The sequence below is a fragment of the Aeromonas cavernicola genome (genome assembly GCF_002795305.1).
Taxonomy (GTDB): Bacteria; Pseudomonadota; Gammaproteobacteria; order Enterobacterales; family Aeromonadaceae; genus Aeromonas; species Aeromonas cavernicola.
On record NZ_PGGC01000116.1, the window covers coordinates 1 to 22730 of the forward strand.

Below are 22730 nucleotides of genomic sequence, written 5' to 3' on the forward strand. Positions count from 1 at the left end.
GTTGCTGCTGGATGCCGCCCAGTGGGGCGCCAAGGTGGAAGATCTACCACTGCTGGACATGCCCCCCGCCGCCGCGGTGGCCAGCGCCCAGCGGCTGCTGGTGGCCCTTGGCGCCATGAAGCCGGAGGGTGAGCAACAACTTACTCCCGCTGGCCGTGCCATGGCCGCCTTCGGTACCCACCCTCGCCTCGCCCGCATGCTGCTGCGCGCCCGCGAGCTGGAGTCCGAAGGTCTGACAGGGATTATCGCCGATGCCGCATATCTGGTGGCGCTGCAGGAAGAGGATCTGCGAGGCTCGGAGCGGCTCTCGGTGCTATTTCATCGTCGGCAAAGTGCCCTGCGCCAGGGGGCTGCCCGCTGGTTCGAACGGCTTGGTGTGCACCCAGCCAATGGTCAAGGTCAGTGGCTGGGGCTGCTCTGCGCCCTCGCCTGGCCGGATCGCATCGGCAAGCTGCGCAGTGGCAGTCGCTATCAACTCAGTGGTGGGGTGAGCGGCGATCTGGTCGACGGTCACCCTTGTCAGGGACAGCCCGCACTGGTGGCCGTCGAGATGGGGCAGAACGAGCGTGGCAGCCGCATTTTTATCGCCGAACCGGTCGATCTGGACGAGCTAGTGCGCCAGCTGCCGGATCTGGTCAGCGAACGGCAGTGGTTTGACTGGGATGAACGGGAAGAGCGGGTGCGCGCCGAACGCCAGTGGGTGCTCGGCGAACTGGTGCTGAACCAGCGACCACTGAGCGAACTCTCTGACGAGCAAAAAGGACGCTGCCTGCTGCAAGGCATTCGTCGTAAGGGGCTGCATGTCTTGCCATGGGATGATGCCAGTGCAGGGTTGCTGGCCCGCCTGCGCTGTGCCAGTGATTGGCTGCCCGATGAGGGGTGGCCGGCCATGGATGACGATAGCCTGCTGGCCACGCTGGAGCAGTGGTTGCTACCCGCGCTGAGCGGCATGACCCGGCTAGAGCAGTTGAAAAAACTCACCCTGAGCGACATCCTGCGCCAGTCGCTGCCTTGGCCATTGCCTAAACGGCTGGACGAGGCGCTGCCGAGTCACTTTACTGCACCAACGGGCAGCCGAGTGGCCATCCGTTATCAGCCGGGGCAGGCGCCGGTGATCCCGGTGCGTATTCAGGAGATGTTTGGCCAAGGCGCCACCCCCTGCGTGGCCGATGGCCGGGTGCCGCTGGTGGTGGAGCTACTCTCCCCCGCCCAGCGGCCGCTGCAGATCACCGCCGATCTGGCCGCTTTCTGGGCAGGCTCTTACGAGCAGGTCAAAAAAGAGATGAAGGGGCGCTATCCGCGCCACTACTGGCCGGATAATCCGCTGGAGGCGATGCCGACCAGGGTCACCAAAAAGAAGATGGGAATGTAGCTTAGATGAACGCCATCTCACCGACCATTTGGTAGATAATCGGCTGCGATTGTGCGATGACACCGCTGCGTAGCTAACTGAATCTACCGCTCTGTCGGACTCGGTAATGCTCACACTGCTATCACAACCCAACCAATAATGACGAACAGGTAAAGAGGAACCATGGCAACCCAACGACGCAAGCGCGCCCCCAAGAAGGCGGCACCGAAGCGATCCATTAAACGCACGCTATTTTGGCTTGGTTTCAAGCTTTCCTTAGTGGTGGCGGCTTTCATGGTGGTGTTTGGTATCTATCTCGATACCAAGGTGCGCGAGCGGTTTGATGGTGAAAAATGGCAACTGCCGGTGATGGTTTACAGTCGTCCGCTAGAGCTCTATCCCAGTCAGCGCCTGTCGCGCGACCAGATGCTGCGCGAGCTTAACATGCTGAGCTACAAGCAGGTGCGCCAGCCTCACACTCCAGGGGAGTACAGCGTCAGTGGCCATCGTATCGAGCTGCTGCGGCGTCCATTTGAGTTTCACGAGGGCGCGGATGGTGCCCGTGGTTTGCGCCTGACCTTCAATGGGCCTCGCCTAGAAGGGATTCAATCTTTAGAGAATCAGCGCCAGCTTGGTTACGCCCAAATGGACCCAGTGTTGCTCGATCGTCTCAATACCGAAGCCCGTGAAGATCGCCTGCTGGTGCGCCTTGCTGAGGTGCCCGATAGCCTGTTAGTGACGCTGCTGACGACCGAAGACCGTGATTTCTATCAGCACGGCGGCATCTCGCCGGTGGCTATTTTACGAGCGGTATTTGCCAATTTACTGGCGGGTCGCACGGTGCAAGGGGGCAGCACCCTGACCCAGCAGCTGGCGAAGAACTTTTTCCTGACCCGTGAACGCAGTTTGTGGCGCAAGCTGCAAGAGGCCTACATGGCGGTGTTGATCGACTATCGCTATAGCAAAGATGAGATCCTCGAGTCCTACCTCAATGAGGTCTATTTGGGGCAGAACTTCTCGCAAGGGGTCTACGGTTTTGGCCTCGCCTCCTACTTCTATTTTGGGATCCCGGTTAACGAGCTCGATATTGAGCAAGTTGCCCTACTGGTGGGGCTGGTGAAAGGCCCCTCTTATTACGATCCGTGGCGCTTCCCTGAGCGAGCCAAAACGCGCCGCGATCTGGTGCTCAAGTTATTGATGGATCACGGCAGCTTGACCGAAGCCGAGTACACGCTGGCCAGCAAACAGCCCCTTGGCATCATCACGCGCGGTCAGATGAGTTATGGCCGTACACCGGCGTTTATGGGGCTGCTCAAGCGTGAGTTACAGAGTCGCTTTGGCCCTGATCTGCTGAAGCAGTCAGGCCTGAAAATCTTCACCAGCCTCGATCCTATCGCGCAACATGCGGCGGAGCGGGCAGTCGAGTCGGGTCTTGCCCAGATCGAAAAACTGCATGGGAAGAAACGATTAGAGGCGGCCATGGTGGTCTCCGACTGGCATAAGGGCGAGGTGGTTGCGCTGGTGGGCGGGCGTGATCCTCGCTACGCCGGCTTCAACCGAGCGCTGGATGCCCGTCGCCAGATTGGCTCGTTGGTGAAACCGGCGGTTTACCTCACCGGGTTAGCCAATGGCTTGACCTTGGCCACGCCGCTTAAGGATCGCCCGATCCGCATTCGCGGGCAGGATGGCCAGCTTTGGACCCCGCAGAACTACGACCGCAAATTCCGCGAAAGTGTGCCCTTGATGGATGCGCTGGCCAGCTCGCTGAACGTGCCGACCGTCAATCTGGGTCTGCAAATCGGACTGGAGAAAGTGGTCGACACCCTTCATCAGCTGGGGGTCAAACAGGAGATCCAACCCTATCCATCATTAGTGCTGGGGGCGGTAGCGCTCTCACCAATGGAGGTGAACCAGATGTTCCTGCCCATCGCCAATCAAGGGCTGACCCAGTCATTGTCGGCGATCCGCGCGGTGGTGAAAGGCGATGGCAGCCTGCTTTATCAACACGATGACAGTGCGAAACGCGTCACCGATAGCCAAGCGAGCTGGTTAACCCTGTTTGCCATGACACGGACGGTCAGCCAAGGCACTGCACGTTCCCTGACGGCTAAGTTCCCTGGCGCCACCATGGCGGGCAAGACGGGCACAACCAATGAGCTCAGAGACTCTTGGTTTGCTGGGCTTGATAACAATGAGCTGGTCAGTGTGTGGGTTGGTCGTGATGACAACACCCCGGCAGGGCTCACCGGCTCTAATGGTGCACTGCAGCTTTTTAGTGGCTATATGGGGCAACGCGGGGTTAACAGCTTGGCCCTTAAGATGCCGGAAGGGGTGAGCTGGGCCAATTTCTCGCGCAGCAGCGGCGTTCGCGTGACGAGCGATTGCCCCGGCAGTTTGCAGGTGCCCGCCAATCTGGCCACCCTTGGGGCGGCAACCGGATGCGGCGAGAGCGCCCCGCGCAGTGCGCTGGATGATTGGTTCGGCGGTTTTCTTAACTGATGCCATGGGCTGGGCTTGCTTAGCCCCCCTTGCCAAGGAGTTGTGATGCAACGACCACTGCTTGATGGCCTGCACCATGTGGCGATCATCGTCAGCGATTACCAACGCTCGCGCCATTTCTACCACGAGCTGCTGGGGCTACCTATCATCGCCGAAACCCTGCGCGAAGCGCGCCAGTCGTGGAAGCTGGATCTGGCCCTGTCCGATGGCAACCAGCTGGAGTTATTTAGCTTCCCCACCCCGCCTGCTCGCCCGTCCCATCCTGAGGCGTGCGGCTTGCGGCATCTGGCGTTTCGGGTCGGAGCGCTTGATGAGGTGATGGCTCATCTGCAGGCCCATCACATCACGGTGGAGCCGGTGCGGGTGGATGAGTTGACTGGGCGCCGCTTCACCTTCTTCGCAGACCCTGACGGTCTGCCACTGGAGCTGTACGAACAGGCTGCGTCTGGTGGCACTGCGGGGTATGAACTGGCTTAACCGATGCTGAAATATGGCGATTTGGCGCCACATCGCTATAATGTCGGCCTGCGAAATTTCACGCTAACCACCCTTAAGGAAACGTCATGAGCCTGAATTTGGTCCCGGCGGGTAAAAACCTGCCCGACGACATCTATGTCATCATCGAAATCCCGCAAAATGCTGACCCGATCAAGTACGAAGTGGACAAAGATAGCGGTGCAATTTTCGTCGATCGCTTCATGTCTACCCCGATGTTCTATCCATGCAACTACGGCTATGTGAACGCGACCCTGTCACTGGATGGTGACCCCGTTGACGTACTGGTGCCGACCCCTTACCCACTGCTGGCCGGTTCAGTGATCCGTTGCCGCCCTGTTGGCGTGCTGAAAATGACCGACGAATCTGGCGAAGATGCCAAAATCGTTGCGGTGCCGCACTCTAAGCTGACCAAGCAGTACGACCACATCCAAGATGTGAACGATCTGCCTGAGCTGCTCAAAGCCCAGATCCAGCACTTCTTCGAGCGCTACAAAGAGCTGGAAGCGGGTAAGTGGGTCAAGGTCGAAGGATGGGGCGACAAGGCCGCTGCCGAAGCGGAGATCACAACCTCTGCGGAGCGTTACGCTGCGAAATAAGCCGTAATCGGTATCCGCATAACGTGACAAAGGGCGCCTTACGGCGCCTTTTTATTGCGGTGATGTAGGGTGAGAGGGCGATGGGTTGCCTTGGATATAGATCTCTTTGCCTGCTTGGCGATACGGACGATAGTACTGACCACCGCAGCGATAGCTATGGTCCTGTTGGCTGGTCAATTCACAATTTACCGGTAACACCTCTAGCCATTTGAGCGCCTGCTGTAGACGTAACCACTCTTGCCACTCGTGTTCCCGCGCCAGCTGATCTCGCAAAGCAAAGGCATTGATGCTGCTGTCGCCTTTACTGATGATGACAGGACCTGCATGGGCTAAGGTAGCGAGCAGTAGCGCTATCAAGAGGGGGCTGCGCTTCATAATTACCTCCAGAATGACTTAATTTCACAATTAAATTAAAAGTCACATCAATCTGTTATCTCGATCACAAAACGAAACCATCCCAGACCGGTTCAGGCTCGCCTAGTTGTTAATCATGTCTGCCTATGGAGTGTCTTATCATGAAGTTGACACTGGGTCTGTGGTTGGGTTTCGTTATTTGTTCATCTGGTCAAGCTAGCGACATCAATTTGAGCTGGCAGCTGCACTCCCCAGATGGTCAGCTCAAACAGTTTTATCTGACGACCAACGATGATGCGATGGCGGCCAGCCGTCGTGAGGTGGCATTGCTGGAGGCCTCCCTCACGAACCCACTGGAGACGCTTTACGCTTATATTAGCCCGCGACTTTATAACAGCATCAATGTCATTAACCAGAACAGCCCAGAGACCGCGACTAAGTTCCGTAACTTAGAGCAAGCCTTCATGCTGCATGACCAGAGTGATGAATCTGGCTTATTCTGGCAAGCCTACCAACAGTATCAAGATGATGCTTTTTACCAGATGCGAATGGTGCCTTGCATTCATCCCTCCAACCGCAAGCTGCCTTGTGTCAGGCCCAACTATTCGCAGTTGTTTTATGACTTTAAAAGTGATTTAAAACCCTTGGCCCATCAATTTGCTGGCCGAGATTTACAGAGCACCATCAGTCTGCTGCAAGCGTGGCTTAACGCCATCCCGACCCCCCCAGAGCAGGCAGAACATTTCGCGCTGCCATTACAGGCGTTACAAGACAACAAAGCCGATAGCGATGAAAAAGTGTTGCTGATGGCGAGTTTGCTGGCGGAGTTAGCCCCTCAATACTCTCTTAGCATTATTTACCCTGACATCAGTATTGGGAGTGTCTCCCCAGCGTGGTTGGCCATTACGGCTGACAGCGGTGTCAGTGGTGATGTCGTGGTGATCAATGAACAGCGCCACGTGTTGCTCACCGGCTCCCCGTTGCTGGCACAGCAGATGGCGCTGGCGAAGATTCCACTCATCAGTGAGTCGCTGTACTGATTTTTGTAGCGCTAACCAGTATCCACCACATTGATTTTTATTAATGCCATGCCATTCTAAGCGCCCCCCTCATCTAGGTCGTGATTGATGAGGGGGTTTCTCTTACCTGTTATGCCTGACTTAGCACTTTTTAAACCGATCCGATCCGTTTAGGATGTGGGTCGCTCATTTCTGCAATCTACCGCTGGTCATCACATCACACATGGAGTGTCATCAATATGAAGCATATGGTACTTAGTTTGGCGCTGCTGCCGTGCTTGGCGTTGGCGCATAACCTCAAGGATGCGGCCCCTGTGCCTCCGGTTAATGTCAGCGAGCAAGGGGAATTGGTGTTAAATGGTGCTGACGTTGGCTATCAGCCTTGGCAAAGTCAGGCCCTCAAGGGCAAGGTTTTCTTGGTGCAACATATTGCTGGTCGCTCAAGTGCTAAAGCGCTGAATGCACCGATGATCGAGGCCATTAAGGCAGCTAAGTTACCTCAGGATAAGTATCAGACCGTGACGATCATCAATAGCAATGACGCTATTTGGGGAACGTCCAGCTTTGTCAAAAGCAGTGCCGAGGAGAGTAAAAAAGAGTTTCCTTGGTCCGTGATTGTGCTCGATGGGAAAGGGATGGCGCGCAATGCATGGGGTCTGACCGCAGAGAGCTCAGCCATCATCTTGTTAGATAAAAGCGGTAAGGTATTGTTTGTTAAAGATGGTCAGCTCGGTGCCAACGACATCACAACTGTGATGGGGCTTATCAAATCACAACTTTAAGTTGATCGAAGGGGCACTGATGGTGCCCTTTTTTTAGGTTTTTATGGGTCGTATCAAGTTCACAATCTGGATCGTGTTGTTGGGCTGGTTGTGGTTGCAACCGGCGTTAGCCCAGCATCCGCTGGAAGCGGGTGTAGCGGATCACGATCATCACTGTCTAATGTGTGCCCTTCATTTGGATGGCAACCAAGCATTGCCCCCGTCGGTTGCTCTGCCTTTCGTTCCGGCGGCCGTACATCAAGCGTGCCATGTCTGGCCTGCTGCGATTCCCAGTCAGCTGATCCGTACTTATCCGATACGGGCGCCCCCTACGCCTGCCTTCATGTTTCCCTCTATCTGATTTATTTATTTTTTTAAGGATTAAATATGAAAGCAGTGACTTTTTTGCTGGCAGCCGCCGCCTTTGGTGTACACGCAAATCATCCCGAGCATGAAAGCCATGGTGCCCATGAGCATGGTCATGGGCAGCTCAATCTGGTGCTAGATGGCGAGCAGTTATTAATTGAACTGCAGGCCCCAGCGGCGGATTTAGTGGGCTTTGAACATGAAGCCAAAAGTGCCGAAGAAAAAGCGAAATATGCTAAAGCGCTGGCACTGCTCAAGCAGCCGGATCAGTTGTTTCGCTTTAGCCCGGATGCGGGTTGCACCTTGACTCAGCAAGAGGTGAATGCGGCCCAAGCACATCATGAAGATGAGCATGATCACGGCCATGAACATGAACATGCAAAAGAGGCCAGTGGCCATGACGAGCACCACGATGATGAAGGCGAAGCCGGTCACGCGGATATGGGTGCTATGTATACCTTTACTTGCCGCACACCAGCAAAATTGAGTGGTCTGGAAGCGACCTTGTTTACGGTCTATCCCAGTTTAGAAAAGCTGAGTGTGCAAGGCATCTTGCCGACTGGCCAAACTGCTGCTGAGTTGACCCCTGCCGCTAACAAGCTGAGCTGGTGATCGTATGAGTAACGCCGTGGTTGAAATCCGCGATCTCGCTTTTGCTTGGCCGGGTCAGGATGCTGTACTCGACCTACCCACTTTGCGCATTGAGAGAGGAGAGCGAGTCTTTATCAAGGGGCCCTCGGGCTGCGGTAAATCAACCCTGTTAGGATTGCTGGCAGGGATCCAGACTGCCAACCACGGCACACTGGAGGTGCTGGGCCAACCATTGGCCCAGCTCTCAGGCCGTGGCCGAGATCACTTTCGGGCGGCTAATTTGGGTTATATCTTCCAGCAGTTTAATCTGCTGCCGTTTCTCTCGGTGCTTGATAACGTCACATCAGCGCTCACCTTCTCCCCCGCCAAACGCGCGCGTTTACGCCAGAGCCCAACCGAGGAAGCCCGCCGCTTGTTGGCTGAATTGCAATTGCCCAACGAGGCTTGGCAGCGGCCGGTTCATGCCCTGAGTATTGGCCAGCAGCAACGGGTCGCAGCAGCGCGGGCCTTGATCGGTTCTCCCCCCTTGGTGATTGCTGATGAACCAACCTCCGCGTTGGATACCGACAATCGAGCGGCGTTTATCAAGCTGCTGTTTGCAGAGTGTGAGAGGCAAGGTTCGACCTTGATCTTCGTCAGCCATGATCCTTATCTCGAACCGCTCTTTGCTCGGGTGGAAAACCTGCAACAACTCAACCGGAGGGCCACATGCTGAAGCTGGCTTTGCAAAGTGTGTGGGCTCGTCGGCTCACAGCGGGGCTGACGCTGCTGGCGGTGGCGATCAGTGTCACCTTATTGCTCGGGGTGGAGCGGGTACGCACTCAGGCCCGCGAGGGCTTTGCCAATACCGTATCGGGTACCGACCTGATTGTTGGGGCCCGTTCTGGTCAGGTCAATCTGCTACTCTACTCGGTTTTTCGAATCGGTAATCCGACCAACAATGTGGGTTGGCAGGCCTATCAAGCCATCAAACAACAACCGGGTATCGCGTGGACGATCCCGCTCTCTCTTGGTGATTCCCACAAGGGATTTCGGGTACTTGGGACCACGGGCGACTATTTTACCCACCTGAAATATGGCCAACAGCAGCCGTTGCAACTGCGGGAAGGCCGCCCCTTCCAGACGCCATTTGAAGCGGTGCTCGGCGCCCAAGTGGCCGAGAAACTGGGCTACCGGCTCGATCAGCCGATCGTGATTGCCCATGGGGCGGGTAACACCTCGTTCAGTGAACATGACAATTTGCCGTTCAAGGTGGTGGGGATTTTGGCCCCAACCGGTACTCCCATTGATCGGACGATTCATGTGCCGCTAGCGGGCATAGAGGCCATTCACCTAGGGTGGGACACCGGTCGTCATAGTAAAAACGTGACGGCAGAACAGGCATTGGCCGAAGATTTAACGCCGAAAAGCATTACCGCCTTTATGGTGGGATTGAATAATCGAATTCTGGCGTTTCAGCTGCAGCGCAGTGTGAACACATACCCTAACGAGCCGTTGATGGCGATCCTACCTGGTGCCGCCTTGCAAGAGTTGTGGAGCCTGATGAGCGTGGCAGAAACCGCGCTCGCAGTGATCGCTGGTTTTGTGGTGGTGGCAGGCCTGATCGGGATGCTGACTACCTTGCTGGCTGGGCTTAACGAACGGCGCCGCGAGTTGGCTATTTTGCGCTCCCTTGGCGCTGGCCCGGGCCATCTGTTCTGCTTATTGGCGTTAGAGGCGGTGGCGCTCACTAGCTTAGGGATTGCATTAGGGGTCGCACTCCTCTATCTGGGGCAGGGGATCGCCAGCCCTTGGCTGCTGAGTCGCTATGGCATTCAGTTGCAAATGGGGCTTCCCGGCAGTTACGAGTGGCAGTTGCTGGGGGTGGTCTGGTTAGCAGGATTGATCATTGGCCTCTTGCCTGCGGCGCGTGCCTACCGATATAGCTTAAGTGACGGTATGACGATTCGGGTTTAGTCGTCCCCCTAATTACCATAAAAAAATACGTAAAGGATTGATAATGAACTGGAAAATAGCTGCGCTGCTAGCCAGCTTGCTGGCGTTACCGACGATGGCAGCCGATTACAAGACCATCGACTGGGATCTGCTGATCCCTGAGGGGGAGAAACTACTGCCACCTTCCCTGCCCGATCATGAGAACCCGATGTCGGTGCCTCAGCCGGTAGGGGGGGTAAATAAAAAGTTGGATCAACAAGATATTCGCATTCCAGGTTTCGTGGTGCCGTTGGAAGGGAATGCCAAGATCATCACCGCCTTCTTGCTGGTGCCCTATTTCGGTGCCTGTATCCACGTGCCGCCACCGCCGACGAATCAGGTTATCTATGTCAGTTATCCGAAAGGGGCTCCCGTCGATGACCTGTGGGATGCGGTATGGGTCAAAGGGAAGATGCGAACCGCCAGCTCCAGCCATGATATGGCCAATGCGTCGTACTCATTAGAGGCGGTTGAGGTCAGTGTTTACCAAGAGTAATCAACGAATTGCAAAAAATGCGGTTTTCATCAAGGCCGCTTTGTTATCTTGGGTGCACGATTAACGTGATGTCCCATTTTGTGGATCTGTGCGAATGGAGTCAGCAATGGCCGAACTACCCCCTCCGAAAAAAGAGAGTGCGATCCTGAGTAGTCAGGAGCAGACTTTGCGGTTGGCGCGTAGTCGCGGTATTGATGGCATGCTCATTCGCAATACTGATAGCACCTTTGAACAACGGGCAACCCTGCGTCTGTTAACGGTCCAAGCGGCGCGCCAACGCAATTTGGAAACCATCATGGTAATGGCATCCCGCCATTGCCACGAGACGGCCGCTGGCGGGGAGATGGACAGCGACTGGTTGACCCGTTTCCTGCAGTTAGCAGAAGACATCAGCATGATCCCCATGCAGCAGCTATGGGGGCGGATATTTGCGTTGGAGGTGGCTACGCCGGGACGTTTTTCGATCCGCGCGCTTGCCACCCTCAAAGAGATGACTCAGCGCGATGCCCAGTTGTTTCAGCGTCTTTGCTCGCTCACCTGCCGTTATACCGGCAGTGACGAGCAACGGCTGCTGCTAGGGCTCCACAAAGGGGCTGGCCTACTGAGCCGCGCCAAGGCCACTCGGCTGGGACTTGGCAAATACCGATTGCCTTATAGCGGGATGTTGCAACTGTTCGATCTGGGGCTGCTGTATCGTGGGGAGCTAGAATCCGGTCCACTCCCTGCAGATGGGGTTGAACTTGAATTTGGCACCCAGCGTTGGCGGCTGCTGCGCAAGCAAGCTGGGGTTACCTTGCTCTACTACCGCCTGACCCCAGTAGCAAACGAACTGGCTCAACTGCTGAGCGATGCCCCGTTAGAGGAGTATCTGCAAGACTTAAAAGCCGTGTTAGCGCAGGGAGTACAAGTGCAACTTGAGATCAAACCCAAAGCGCCCCCACCTGAATCAGAGAGCAAGCAAAGCTGACGCTCTGTTCTGCCATCTCCGCTTTGTCGTGAACTAACCCCGTCAATGTAGCGCCGCTAACGCCCACCTAGGTAGCGCTATTGCCCCAGATCTCTTGCCCCGTCATGCCTTGATGCTGCCGACTTGCTCGGTGCAGCCACTCTGCTTTGCCATTTATTAATTTGTTGTTTATCAGAAACCTTATCAATAAGTTACGAGATGTGATAATGATCACATTTTACCGATATGGTCACAGCATGGCTCGATGAGCGCCTTTACAGAGGGCCGAAAAAACCTAACATGTCGAAATGTTTAATAATTTGGAAATGTATGCTTATGCACCATGACTACTCCCGCGCGATTCCGCAAACGTGGCAACAAATTGCGAAATTATTTAATGCGTTAGGTGATGAGCATCGGCAGCGGATCATGCTGACCTTCGAGCCTGGCGAGCGACTTACGGCGGGCCAGTTAGCACAGGTTTCAACCTTATCGCGGCCAACCGTTTCCCATCATCTTAAGATCTTGCGTGAGGCTGGGGTGCTTGAGCATGAGCGGCAGGGCAAAGAGATCTATTTCTGGGTAAACAAAGATTTCATTCAAGGTTCGTTACAACAGGTTATAACCTACCTGAAAAATGACATATAGTTGAATAATAAAGGAAAATATCAATGCGCAGATGGTTTATATGGGTATTAAGACAGCTATTTCGGCAACTATTTCGGGTAGAGTTACGGGGTGATTGGCACGTATTGCAACAGCCGAAAGTGTTAGTGGTAGCCAATCATGAATCCTTTATTGATGGCGTGTTGCTGGCGCTGTTTATGCCTGCTCGTCCGGTGTTTGTCGTCCATACCGGTATCGCCGAGCACTGGTTGTTTAAACGGTTGCTGGTGTTAGTGGACTATCTGGCGGTTGCGCCAACCAGCCCGATGGCGATTAAACAGGTAGTGCGGCTGGTGGAATCGGGTCGCCCTGTGGTGATCTTCCCAGAGGGGCGGATCACCGTGACCGGTTCATTAATGAAGATCTACAACGGTCCGGCCTTTGTCGCAGCCAAGACGGGGGCCACCTTATTGCCGGTCCACCTCGACGGCCCCGGCCGCACCGTGTTCAGTCGGCTGCAGGGGCATCCTCAGCGCAGCTGGTTCCCCAAAATGCGCATCACGGTGATGCCGGGTGAACGTATCGAGATGCCTACTGAGGCGACCAGCCAAGCGCGCCGTGAGCAGGCCGGTGAGACCCTGCGCCGGATCATGCAGAACATGCAGTTTGCCTCGCGCCCCCGTGGCACCCTCTATCAAGCGCTGGAAGGAGCCGCCCAGCGCTGTGGTCGGCGCTATCGGCTGTTAGAGGACATGCGTCAGGTCGAGCTCAGCTATGGCGACATATTGAAGATGACGCTGGCGCTGGGGCGGATCTGTAGCAAGATCACCGTGCCCAGCGAGCGATTTGGCGTACTGTTGCCCAATCTGGCTGCCACGGTGGGAGTGATGATCGGTGCGGGTGCATTTGGACGGGTCCCCGCCATGCTCAACTACACCGCAGGGCGTCAGGGGATCGAGTCAGCCTGCGCGGTGGCCGACATTAAGGTGATCCTCACCTCCCGCGCATTCATCGAGACGGCTCGTCTGGGCGAGGTGATCGCCGCACTCGACGGCCGCTTTCAGATCCACTATCTGGAAGATCTGCGCGCGCAACTGACCGGTAAAGATAAGCTGTGGCTGCTCAGTGCCCTGATGATGCCATCTTGGTTACGTCAGCGCGGCTGGTTGCCCGCCGCTAATCCTAATGCGCCAGCGGTAACGCTATTTACCTCCGGCTCGGAGGGGGTGCCCAAAGGGGTAGTGCTGACCCACCGCCAGCTATTGGCCAACTTAACGCAGGTGCAGGCGGTGATCGACTTTTCGGCGACCGACAAGTTTATGAATGCTTTGCCGGTGTTTCACGCATTTGGCCTGACGGCAGGCACCTTGCTGCCGTTGATCACCGGCACCAAATTGTTCCTCTACCCCTCGCCCTTGCACTACAAGGTGATCCCCGAAGTGGTGTACGACCGCAACTGCTCGGTGCTGTTCGGTACCAGCACCTTTTTGGGGCAATACGCCAAGCACGCCCATCCTTACGATTTTTTCCGCGTGCGCTACGTGGTCGCGGGCGCTGAAAAGCTGGCCAGCACGGTGCGCGATCTGTGGTTTGAGAAATTTGGGATCCGCATTCTCGAAGGGTATGGTGCCACGGAAACCGCACCGGTGCTGGCAGTCAATACCCCGATGGCCTATCGCTCTGGCAGTGTGGGGCAGTTCTTGCCTGGAATCGAATGGCAACTTGAATCAGTGCCAGGGATTGAACGCGGCGGCATCTTGCATGTACGTGGCCCGAACGTGATGGCAGGGTATTTGCGCATAACTGCACCCGGGGTGCTAGAGCCCACCGCCTCTGAGCTTGGCGCGGGTTGGTACAACACCGGCGACATTGTGGAAGTCGATCACGATGGCTTTGTCCATATTCAGGGGCGACTCAAGCGCTTTGCCAAAATCGCGGGTGAGATGGTCTCTCTTGAGGTGGTCGAGAAGCTAGCCGCACTTGCCTGCCCAGCCGGGCAACACGCCGCCAGCAGCCGCCCAGATGAGAGCAAAGGCGAGGCGCTGGTGCTGTTTAGCACGGTCAGCGTGACCGCCGAGCAGCTCAACCGCTGTGCCAAAGAGCAGGGCTTTCCAAGCCTCGCGGTGCCACGAGATCTGCGGGTGATGGCGGCTCTACCGCTACTGGGCACCGGCAAAACCGACTATTTGACCCTCAAAACGCTGGCTGCCACGAGCGGGGAATAACCATGACGCAACAACATCAACATGCAGAGGCAACGCCGCTGCTATCCCGTGGTTTGGTCGCGGTGTTGCTGGCCCAGTTTCTATCGGCCTTTGCCGATAACGCCATTTTGGTCGGGGCGCTCAAACTGGTGATGACGCTGACCGCCGAAAAAGGGATGGATGCGTTGTTACAGGGCAGTTTCGTGCTGCCCTATATCCTGCTAGCCCCCTTTGTGGGTCTGCTGGCCGACGCCTTACCCAAGGGGCGGGTCATGTGGCTAGCAAACAGCGTTAAGTTACTCTCCGGCTTGGCGATGCTGGCAGTAGCTTGGCTGGGCACCGCAGAGATGGTGAGCTGGGTGATCGTGGCCTATGTGCTGACTGGCATTGGCGCGGCGCTCTACTCCCCAGCCAAATATGGCATTTTGGTGCAGCTATGCCGCCCGGCGCATCTGGTCTCAGCCAATGGCTTAATCGAAGGCTCAACCATCGTCGCTATCTTGCTGGGCTTCGTGGTGGGCGGCTTGCTGGCCGATGTGTCGTTGCTCGGGCTGCTGGTGCTGGTCACCGTCTGCTATGCCTTGGCAGTTGGGCTGTCATTACTGATCCCGCGTTTGCCCGTGGTTCACCCGTTTGATGGTGCCTCGGTCATTACCATGGTGCGCGGGTTCGCCAGCGTGGTGCTGACCTTGTTCACCGATCGGCAAGCGCGGATCTCTTTGCTCGGCACCAGCCTGTTTTGGGGGGCTGGCTCCACGTTGCGCCTGGTGCTGTTTGCCTGGGTGCCGTTTGCCCTTGCGTTAACCAACACCAGTGCCGCCACCAATCTGGGGGGGATCGTCTCTGTCGGGATCATCATCGGCGCCGCACTGGCGGGCACCTTAGTGCGTCTAGAACAAGCACCACGGGCATTGTGGGCAGGGCTGTTGATTGGGTTACCGCTGCTATTTATGGGCTGGGTCAGCACCTTGTGGCAAGCCGCCGCCTTGCTGGTGGCGGTGGGTGTGGCGGCTGGTTTTTTCGTGGTGCCCCTCAATGCTCTATTACAAGCTCGTGGTCAGCAGAGCGTGGGGGCGGGCCGGGCCATTGCGGTACAAAACTTTTGCGAAAACCTGCTGATCGCGGCTTTCGTGGGCATTCACTATCTTGCCAGCCAGCTCCTTGACCCAGGGCAAGAGGTATTAGGGTTTGGTTTGTTAATGATCACCCTGATGGGAGCCCTGTTTATCAGCTATCGCCTGACAGGGCGCACTCACCAACCGTAGGTAGCGGTTAGCGTAGCAAGGGGCTGCACCTTGCTACGCGACAGAGCCGGTTGATCGTCATGGCACGATCAGACTCGGGATGGAATTAACGAACCTGCTCCTCGCTGGCGCCGCTTGATGATCTTTGGTCAACGCGGTTATCAAACCCAATCAATACAGCTGATAAAGCCCGATACTCAGGGAAGCTTGATAACACGGATTGACGGGGGGATTGCACTTCGGGGTTGAATCTCTCCTACCCTAGTGATTTAACATCAAGCGAATCCGAACAGCGGTGTCGGGCTGCTTATAAAACTGTGGTCAGTGTTACTTGACTACTACCGATCGAGACCTTCCTTAGTAGCGGTATGTTGGCGAACAACATCGCATGAAAATGCAGAGGGTTTGTGCAGATAGCGATGGCTATGACCAACACTTTTCTTTTATGCTTTAGCTCTACTTTTCATGACAATCACTCCCATGAACCGTGCCCCTCTCGTACTGATGACGCTAGTCACTTTGTTGGCCGCTGCTGGTTGGCTTTTCTCGAAAGAGGCTATCCATGAATTGCCTCCTGCGGGTTTCATTGGCAGCCGTTTTCTGCTCGCAGCATTGCTGCTCCTGCCGCTAGCATGGTTGAACGAGCCCGTGCCAACCCAAACCCAGTTTGTTCGCGCTACGGGTGGCGGTGTCTTGCTGGGCACGAGCCTGCTGCTTTGGATCACGGCTATTAGTCAAAGTGATGCGCTGGGCAGTGGGGCGTTCATCATGAGCGTATCAACACTGATGGCACCGATAGCGGCTTGGGTAGCCTTTAAAGCGCGGCCTGGTCGGCACTACTGGCTGACATTACCCCTTGCTATTGCTGGCTTGTTACTGCTCTCTAGTGGCACTAGCTGGGGGGTTTCGTTTTCGCTTTTTTGGTTTTTGGCCGCAGCCGCGACGTTAGGTATTCAACTCGCTGTGCATCGTCATTTTGCCCAATCTATACCGCCTACTTGGCTTACCTGTATTCAGCTGGCGATGACGGGGGTGCTCGGGACGATACTCTCCCTTCTTACCGAACAGTGGCCAGATACGATAAGCAGCGGTATATGGGGGTGGTTTGCAGCCAGCGTACTGATTGCGACCACATTGCGCTATCTGTTACTGACGCTTTCGCTCAGCAAAATGACCACCGCTCATGCCGCGTTATTGATGTTGCTTGAGCCTGTGTGGACCTTGCTGTTTAGTACTCTTTTTTATGATGAGCCGCTGGGTGGCGCTAAACTCGCTGGGGCAGGTCTGGTGCTGGGGGCATTGGCGCTGTATCAATTGCCGATGTTACTGCGCAGTATCAAGCTGCGCCGCCGCGGTACTACGGCTTAGAGTAGCCGCTTACAGGGTGGTGCGATGGGGACCGTTAAGTGCCGTCACACCATTAGCTGTATTTCATAAAAATGCGAGAGGTGAGATTCGTTATCAGCTGATAAGGAATCGTGCCAATAGCATCAGCCACTTGCTCCACCGGTAACCCATCACCCCATAGCACCACTTCATCACCGACTTGGTCATTTGCATCGGGTCCAAGATCGACCGTGGTCATATCCATAGAGACGCGGCCCACTAGGGGCACTATGCGGCCATTAATGAGTACGGGAGTACCATTAGGTGCTGACCTAGGGTAGCCATCACCATAGCCGATGGCGATGACGCCGAGTCGCGTATCTCGATCTGATACCCAGTTAGCGCCATAACCAACGGGTTCACCCGCTTTATGGTGGCGCACGGCAATCAGTTGGGTTTTGAGGCTCATTGCTGGCTGCAGGCCATAATCTGCTGCGACTGTGCTAGGAAATGGCGAAACACCATACAGGATGACCCCTGGTCGCGCCCAGTCTGCATGGGCGCTGGGCCAAGCCAGAATCGCCGCAGAGTTGGCCAGCGCTCGTTCGCCGGTTAGCTCCGTCGTCAATTGACGAAATAACGCGATCTGCTCATGGGTTGTGGCTTGCTCGCGCTCATCAGCGCGGCTGAAATGGGTCATGATATTAAACGGCTGTACCACATTCTTACATTTGGCTAGGCGCGCGATAAACTCAGGCATCTCTTCGCTGCGCACACCAAGACGGTGCATACCGGTATCAAGCTTTAGCCATGCCACGATGGGGGCAGGCAAATCGGCCTGTTCAAGTGCTTCGAGCTGCTCCCAAGTATGTACCGCGGTTTGTAAGTTATAGAGCGCCAACATCGGCACATGATCGCGACAAAAGAAGCCTTCCAACAAGACGATCGGCTTAACCACGGCACATGAGCGGAGCATTAACGCCTCTTCGAGTCTGGCAACAGCATACGCGTCAGCATCCACCAAGGTTCGGGCGACGGGGAGTAGGCCATGACCATAGGCGTTAGCTTTGACGACGGCAATGATTTTGCTGTGAGGAGCAAGGCGTTTAATGACGGCCAGGTTATGGCGCAGGGCCGCCGTGTTGATTTGGGCTGTAGCCGCTTTCATGGTGTTCCCTTACGAGGACGCAGATGGAGTTACCGTCATTGATCCTGCCAAATACTGCGATTCAATAGTCATCGTCAAAAGCTGGACCCGCGTAATTATCAAAACGCGAAAACTGTCCTTGAAAGGTAAGACGCACCCGTCCTATCGGACCGTTACGCTGTTTGCCGATGATGATCTCAGCAATCCCTTTGTCAGGACTATCGTCGTGATACACCTCATCACGATAGATAAACATGATCAAGTCTGCGTCTTGCTCAATCGACCCTGATTCACGTAGATCGGAGTTAACCGGTCGCTTATCTGCCCGTTGTTCCAAGCTCCGATTAAGCTGAGAAAGCGCCACGACTGGGCACTGCAGTTCTTTTGCTAACGCTTTGAGAGAACGGGAAATTTCACCGATTTCCAAGGTTCGATTGTCAGACAACGCCGGCACCCGCATCAATTGCAGGTAGTCAACCATGATCATCGATAGCCCGCCATGCTCTCTGGCCACTCGCCGCGCCCGAGACCTTACATCGGTTGGCGTCAGGCCAGAGGCATCGTCGATGTACATTTTCCCTTTTTCAAGCAGCAGCCCCATGGTGGAGGAGAGCCGCGCCCAATCCTCGTCGTCGAGTTGGCCGGTACGCACCTTGGTCTGGTCAATGCGTCCCACTGAGGCAAGCATACGCATGATGATCTGCTCGGAAGGCATCTCTAGGGAGAAGATCAGAACCGGTTTGTCGGCAGTCAGTGCCGCATGTTCGCACAAGTTCATGGCAAAGGTTGTTTTGCCCATGGAGGGACGAGCCGCCACGATGATCAAATCGGATCGCTGCAGGCCTGCGGTCATCTTGTCTAGGTCGTGATAACCGCTCGATACGCCAGTGACCCCGTTGTGAGGTGTCTTGAACAGCTCCTCAATCTTGTCGACCGTCTGTTCTAAGATAAGTTTGAGCGGTTGTGGCCCCTCGTTAGCACTGGTGCGCTGCTCAGCAATTTTAAATACTTTACTTTCTGCCAGATCGAGCAGATCACCCGATGTGCGCCCTTGTGGCTCATAACCCGCTTCGACGATCTCGTTCGCCACCGAGATCATCTCCCGTACCACCGCCCGCTCCCGTACAATTTCGGCATAGGCGTTGATATTGGCTGCACTCGGGGTGTTTTTGGCGATCTCGACCAGGTAGGCAAACCCTCCAGCCTCTTCGAGCTGCTCGGAACGTTCCAGCTCTTCTTGCAGGGTAATCAAATCGATAGGATTCCCTGCATTTGATAGCCGAGTCATCGCTTGGAAGATCAAGCGATGGGGGCGACTGTAGAAGTCTTGTTCAATAACCCGTTCGGCAACGCGATCCCAGGCGTCGTTATCAAGCATTAAGCCGCCCAGTACGGACTGTTCGGCTTCAAAAGAGTGGGGGGGAACTTTCAGCTGTTGTGTCTTGGCGTCTTTTTTCGCCGTCACTTGCTCTGCCATACACATAAAACCGCAGCGGGAAGGGAGCCGCAATTTTACAAAAGAAAGCTAACCACGGCGAGCGCTATCTGGCGACTCACACCATCATAAATGGCCATATCGGGGGTTGTTTCGACTTACTCTGATTTACTTTGCTTCGCATTTTGCGTTCTTTTCGACTCAGCCGTCGGTTTTTCATATTCCATGCTCCCAAGTGGTGGCAATCAGGCCTTAGCGCTATTCCATTAGGACTATTTCAGTGGTCACGTTGGCCCAGCGTCGTGCTCGTAATCATCAGGTATGCCATGTACGCTGCGGTTTCTGCTCGCGATGTGTGACCAGATTGACTGCGCAATGACGCCTACTGGGATAGGCTTTTAAGCAATTTGTTCATGAATAATTCATGCCATCTGTGCTATATCATGCGCGCAAGCTGCACACACATTAGGGATAAGCAGCCTGCTATGTGCCTTGCTGAGCTTACTCACGCGTGGCATGCCCCAACCACAGACAAAGAGTGAAAAGAGTCAAAATGAAAAAGATGCTGACCCTGTTTGCCGTGATCCTGGCTATTGGCCTAGGGGCACCTCATGCCGACGCAAAGAAATTTGGCGGCGGTAAATCGTTTGGTAAAAGTTACAAAACTGCACCAACCCAGCCAGCTGCTAAGCCCGTAGACAATAAAAATCCAACCCTGAATGCGCAGACTGCGCCGAAAAAAAGTGGTCTGATGGGCGGATTGCTTGGTGGCTTGTTAGCCGGCGGGCTGTTTGCCTACTTGCTTGGCAGTGGTGCTTTTGAAGGGTTGCAAGGAATGGACTTCCTGCTGATCGCCCTGTTGGCGCTGGGCGCCGTTTTCCTGATCCGGGCGCTACGTAAGGGTAAGGTGGCCGCAGCGCAGCCACAGCAAGCCTATGCCGGTTATCAGCCGTCCCAGCACTCAGCCCCACAGCAATTTGAGCAGAGCCACGGAGCTCCCCAGGCAACAGGCTTTGCTGATAGCGACGTGCCATTTCGCTTACCGCCAGGCTTTGATATGAATGGTTTCCTATCTGGTGCTCGTGATCACTATCGCACGTTGCAAGAGGCATGGAATAAAAATGACCTCGAAAAGGTACGCGAATATGTCAGCCCCGAACTGTTTGCTCAGTTGAGCGCAGAACGTGCAGAACTCAGTGGTGAGCAGCATACCGAGGTGATGTATGTGGATACCCAATTGGTACGTGCTGACTACGGTAGCGACTGGGCCCAAGTGAGCGTCCGTTTCAGTGGTCGTTATATGGATCGCCAAGAACAAGTCGAGGAAGATATCAAAGAGGTATGGCACCTTGAGCGTAATATAGCCCAGCAAGATGCGCCGTGGCATATCGTTGGTATTGAGCAGCTATAACCTAGGGATGTGAGTCGCTTAAGCTCATCTAGGTCAGCCAACGTCGCGATTCCCCCAAAATCCTCCCGATACCTGTGTCGGGGGGATTTTTCTTTGGCCATCTATGCCTGGGAGATCGGCGCCAACGGGATGATCTCTTCTCCATGACAGCAGTATCAGAGTGCCTATTCGGTGACAGTCGCGCTCACTGGTGATCCAAGCAACCTCCATAAAGGCTGCGACTATTGGCATCGTTTTCTCTTCCAATTACATGACGTGGTTCAGCAAGTCCCCTAGTTGCGTCCATCGGCAATGAAAAAACGTCATGAATGGCAGGTAATTGGCTGAGTGGTTGGAAAGTACCACGACAACACGCCAACGATAGTAAGCCGACTTTGCTTGGAAACAGTCAGCGTAGCTGACCGCTATCTGATCACCTTGCTGACTCATGGGGCGCGGACGATACAGTGGGTATCAAAGTGTAAGGCTTCGTTAGTGGGCAGCCAGTCTGTTGGGGAGCCAGCCCTAACGTGACGGCGTTAGCGCAAATCAACACGATCGCTTTTGTTATCTAGGTATTTGGCTGGGAGACAACAGAAAATTTCTCCTCGTGGGAATAGGCTCTCATTACTCCTACCGATAATTTTCCTTCTGCAAACACTCCCCCTACAGCGTTACTGCGTTTACCATAGGCATGAATTTGCCTGATGGCAGGCAGATGTAGTGAGAGGTAAATGCCGTGCCCACCCCGGACCGTCGCCCCCGCGGCCATAACCGACGAGCCCAACAGCGTCGCAAAAATGAGTCTCAAGTATCCCTGATGGATCGCATTAAAGCGGCCACACTACCGTTGTACCAGCGCATAAGTCAGATGATAACCCCGCATCGTCAACCGGCTTCCACCATACGGCAATGGCGCTCCCCGCTGCCCCGTTACCACGTAATAGGGCTAGCGGTGCTCTGTCCAGTGTGGCTACTGTTGATCGCATGGGATCCAACGCCGAGCACGCCACCTGTGCCGCCTTCTGGTTCACTAAATGTACCTTTGGCAGTACCTGCTGAAGTGCCAACCACCGGTCAGCCCGATACAGCAAAACCAGTTGAAGAGACCGTCAATGGCACTTGGCTACAACATGATGTGCTAGCCGGAGAGACGCTTTACTCTATTTTCCGCAAGTTTGAGCTGCCCGGTGCAGAACTCAGTCGCTTGATTGCGGTAGAGGGACCTGACCGTCCACTGACTAGGCTGCAATCTGGCCACTCCGTGTTTATTTTGGTCGATACCAGCCGTCGAATAAAGCGGGTTGAAATTCGTTCATATGGCCAAGCAATCTATCGTTATGACCGTCAAGGTGAATCCTTCACCCTCAAAAATTAATAAAACGGGAGGCGTCATACCTCCCGTTTTCCACAAATAGGCCCATGAGTTCACAATATTTCTAGCTGATAGCCAAAATGCTATCGGGTCAAATTGACAAGGATCGGTGCTAACGTACAATCGTTTGTGCTTTATACAGGGATTGTTCTACGTGTTACTGGGACAGAAGAGACGTGGTCAGTCATGGGCCAACCCCTGCTTGCAAGGCAAATGCGGCCCGCACAGGGCTTAGTTTCATTTTGTTATTGATAGGATTTCGCACATGTCTGATATTCGCACCGGCCAAGTAAAATGGTTCAACGAAACCAAGGGTTTTGGCTTTATCGAGCAATCCCAAGGACCGGACGTTTTCGTTCACTTCTCCTCCATCCAAAGCGCAGGTTTTAAAACCTTGGCAGAAGGCCAAAAAGTCCAGTTTACTGTGACCCAAGGCCAAAAAGGCCCGCAGGCTGAAAACGTCACACTGATCTAGTCCATGTTGATGGAGCGCTAGGAGGAGCCTAAGTCTTAATACCACTTGGCTAACGATCCATTGACCGTTCCTTTTGA

The 22730-nt window shown here is 55.0% G+C and carries 22 protein-coding genes; 19 read left to right on the top strand and 3 right to left on the bottom strand.

Annotated elements, in window-relative coordinates; genetic code table 11:
- From CUC53_RS12920 to ppa, 4 genes are all read left to right on the top strand, one after another.
- The coding region (locus CUC53_RS12920; protein ID WP_272896764.1) for an ATP-dependent helicase C-terminal domain-containing protein at positions 1-1372 on the top strand (1372 nt) is incomplete at its 5' end.
- Positions 1373-1534: 162 nt separating this feature from the next.
- Complete coding sequence (mrcB, locus tag CUC53_RS12925; protein WP_100294537.1) at positions 1535-3850, top strand: penicillin-binding protein 1B; 2316 nt, start codon at positions 1535-1537, stop codon at positions 3848-3850.
- Between the two features lie 45 nt (positions 3851-3895).
- Positions 3896-4327: an SMU1112c/YaeR family gloxylase I-like metalloprotein gene (gene gloA2, locus CUC53_RS12930; protein WP_100294538.1), complete on the top strand. Its 432-nt coding sequence runs from the start codon at positions 3896-3898 to the stop codon at positions 4325-4327.
- 86 nt (positions 4328-4413) lie between these two features.
- On the top strand, positions 4414-4944 hold the full coding sequence (gene ppa / locus CUC53_RS12935) for an inorganic diphosphatase (RefSeq protein ID WP_100294539.1): 531 nt from the start codon (positions 4414-4416) through the stop codon (positions 4942-4944).
- A gap of 51 nt (positions 4945-4995) precedes the next feature.
- Here the strand turns inward: ppa and CUC53_RS12940 are convergent, their stop codons facing one another.
- The gene (locus tag CUC53_RS12940; protein ID WP_100294540.1) at positions 4996-5319 is read right to left on the bottom strand and encodes a hypothetical protein; all 324 of its coding nucleotides are present in this window, start codon (positions 5317-5319) and stop codon (positions 4996-4998) included.
- Positions 5320-5459: 140 nt separating this feature from the next.
- Between CUC53_RS12940 and CUC53_RS12945 the strand changes: the two genes are divergently transcribed.
- From CUC53_RS12945 to CUC53_RS13000, 12 genes are all read left to right on the top strand, one after another.
- Positions 5460-6338, top strand: a complete 879-nt coding sequence (locus CUC53_RS12945; protein ID WP_100294541.1) for a hypothetical protein — start codon at positions 5460-5462, stop codon at positions 6336-6338.
- A gap of 218 nt (positions 6339-6556) precedes the next feature.
- Positions 6557-7099 carry a YtfJ family protein gene (locus CUC53_RS12950; protein WP_100294542.1) on the top strand — a complete coding sequence of 181 codons (543 nt, stop codon included), beginning with the start codon at positions 6557-6559 and terminating at the stop codon, positions 7097-7099.
- Positions 7100-7142: 43 nt separating this feature from the next.
- Positions 7143-7439, top strand: a complete 297-nt coding sequence (locus tag CUC53_RS12955) for a hypothetical protein (RefSeq protein ID WP_100294543.1) — start codon at positions 7143-7145, stop codon at positions 7437-7439.
- A 26-nt stretch (positions 7440-7465) separates the two neighbouring features.
- Positions 7466-8056: a DUF2796 domain-containing protein gene (locus tag CUC53_RS12960; RefSeq protein WP_100294544.1), complete on the top strand. Its 591-nt coding sequence runs from the start codon at positions 7466-7468 to the stop codon at positions 8054-8056.
- Positions 8057-8060: 4 nt separating this feature from the next.
- On the top strand, positions 8061-8750 hold the full coding sequence (locus CUC53_RS12965; protein WP_100294545.1) for an ABC transporter ATP-binding protein: 690 nt from the start codon (positions 8061-8063) through the stop codon (positions 8748-8750).
- On the top strand, positions 8744-9991 hold the full coding sequence (locus tag CUC53_RS12970) for an ABC transporter permease (RefSeq protein WP_100294546.1): 1248 nt from the start codon (positions 8744-8746) through the stop codon (positions 9989-9991). Before CUC53_RS12965 ends, CUC53_RS12970 begins: the two co-directional genes overlap by 7 nt.
- Positions 9992-10034: 43 nt before the next feature.
- Positions 10035-10505 (top strand): DUF3299 domain-containing protein, encoded by a 471-nt coding sequence (locus CUC53_RS12975; protein ID WP_167386756.1) that lies wholly within the window; start codon positions 10035-10037, stop codon positions 10503-10505.
- 106 nt (positions 10506-10611) lie between these two features.
- The gene (locus tag CUC53_RS12980; RefSeq protein WP_100294547.1) at positions 10612-11472 is read left to right on the top strand and encodes a TIGR03899 family protein; all 861 of its coding nucleotides are present in this window, start codon (positions 10612-10614) and stop codon (positions 11470-11472) included.
- A 309-nt stretch (positions 11473-11781) separates the two neighbouring features.
- Positions 11782-12099, top strand: coding sequence for an ArsR/SmtB family transcription factor (locus CUC53_RS12985; RefSeq protein WP_201796760.1), 318 nt, complete (start codon positions 11782-11784; stop codon positions 12097-12099).
- A gap of 23 nt (positions 12100-12122) precedes the next feature.
- Complete coding sequence (gene aas / locus CUC53_RS12990) at positions 12123-14282, top strand: bifunctional acyl-ACP--phospholipid O-acyltransferase/long-chain-fatty-acid--ACP ligase (RefSeq protein WP_100294549.1); 2160 nt, start codon at positions 12123-12125, stop codon at positions 14280-14282.
- Positions 14283-14284: 2 nt separating this feature from the next.
- Positions 14285-15526, top strand: a complete 1242-nt coding sequence (gene lplT, locus CUC53_RS12995; RefSeq protein ID WP_100294550.1) for a lysophospholipid transporter LplT — start codon at positions 14285-14287, stop codon at positions 15524-15526.
- A gap of 459 nt (positions 15527-15985) precedes the next feature.
- A complete protein-coding gene (locus tag CUC53_RS13000) occupies positions 15986-16873 on the top strand; it encodes a DMT family transporter (protein WP_100294551.1) in 888 nt (295 codons plus the stop codon).
- A 52-nt stretch (positions 16874-16925) separates the two neighbouring features.
- On the opposite strand, the gene alr is transcribed toward CUC53_RS13000, so the two are convergent.
- Complete coding sequence (gene alr, locus CUC53_RS13005; protein WP_100294552.1) at positions 16926-17999, bottom strand: alanine racemase; 1074 nt, start codon at positions 17997-17999, stop codon at positions 16926-16928.
- A gap of 61 nt (positions 18000-18060) precedes the next feature.
- Positions 18061-19455: a replicative DNA helicase gene (gene dnaB / locus CUC53_RS13010; protein ID WP_100294553.1), complete on the bottom strand. Its 1395-nt coding sequence runs from the start codon at positions 19453-19455 to the stop codon at positions 18061-18063.
- Between the two features lie 511 nt (positions 19456-19966).
- Between dnaB and CUC53_RS13015 the strand changes: the two genes are divergently transcribed.
- From CUC53_RS13015 to CUC53_RS13025, 3 genes are all read left to right on the top strand, one after another.
- Positions 19967-20824, top strand: a complete 858-nt coding sequence (locus CUC53_RS13015; RefSeq protein ID WP_100294554.1) for a Tim44 domain-containing protein — start codon at positions 19967-19969, stop codon at positions 20822-20824.
- A gap of 718 nt (positions 20825-21542) precedes the next feature.
- The gene (locus CUC53_RS13020) at positions 21543-22181 is read left to right on the top strand and encodes a LysM-like peptidoglycan-binding domain-containing protein (protein ID WP_100294555.1); all 639 of its coding nucleotides are present in this window, start codon (positions 21543-21545) and stop codon (positions 22179-22181) included.
- 262 nt (positions 22182-22443) lie between these two features.
- Positions 22444-22653, top strand: coding sequence for a cold-shock protein (locus CUC53_RS13025; protein WP_100294556.1), 210 nt, complete (start codon positions 22444-22446; stop codon positions 22651-22653).
- Positions 22654-22730: the final 77 nt, after the last annotated feature.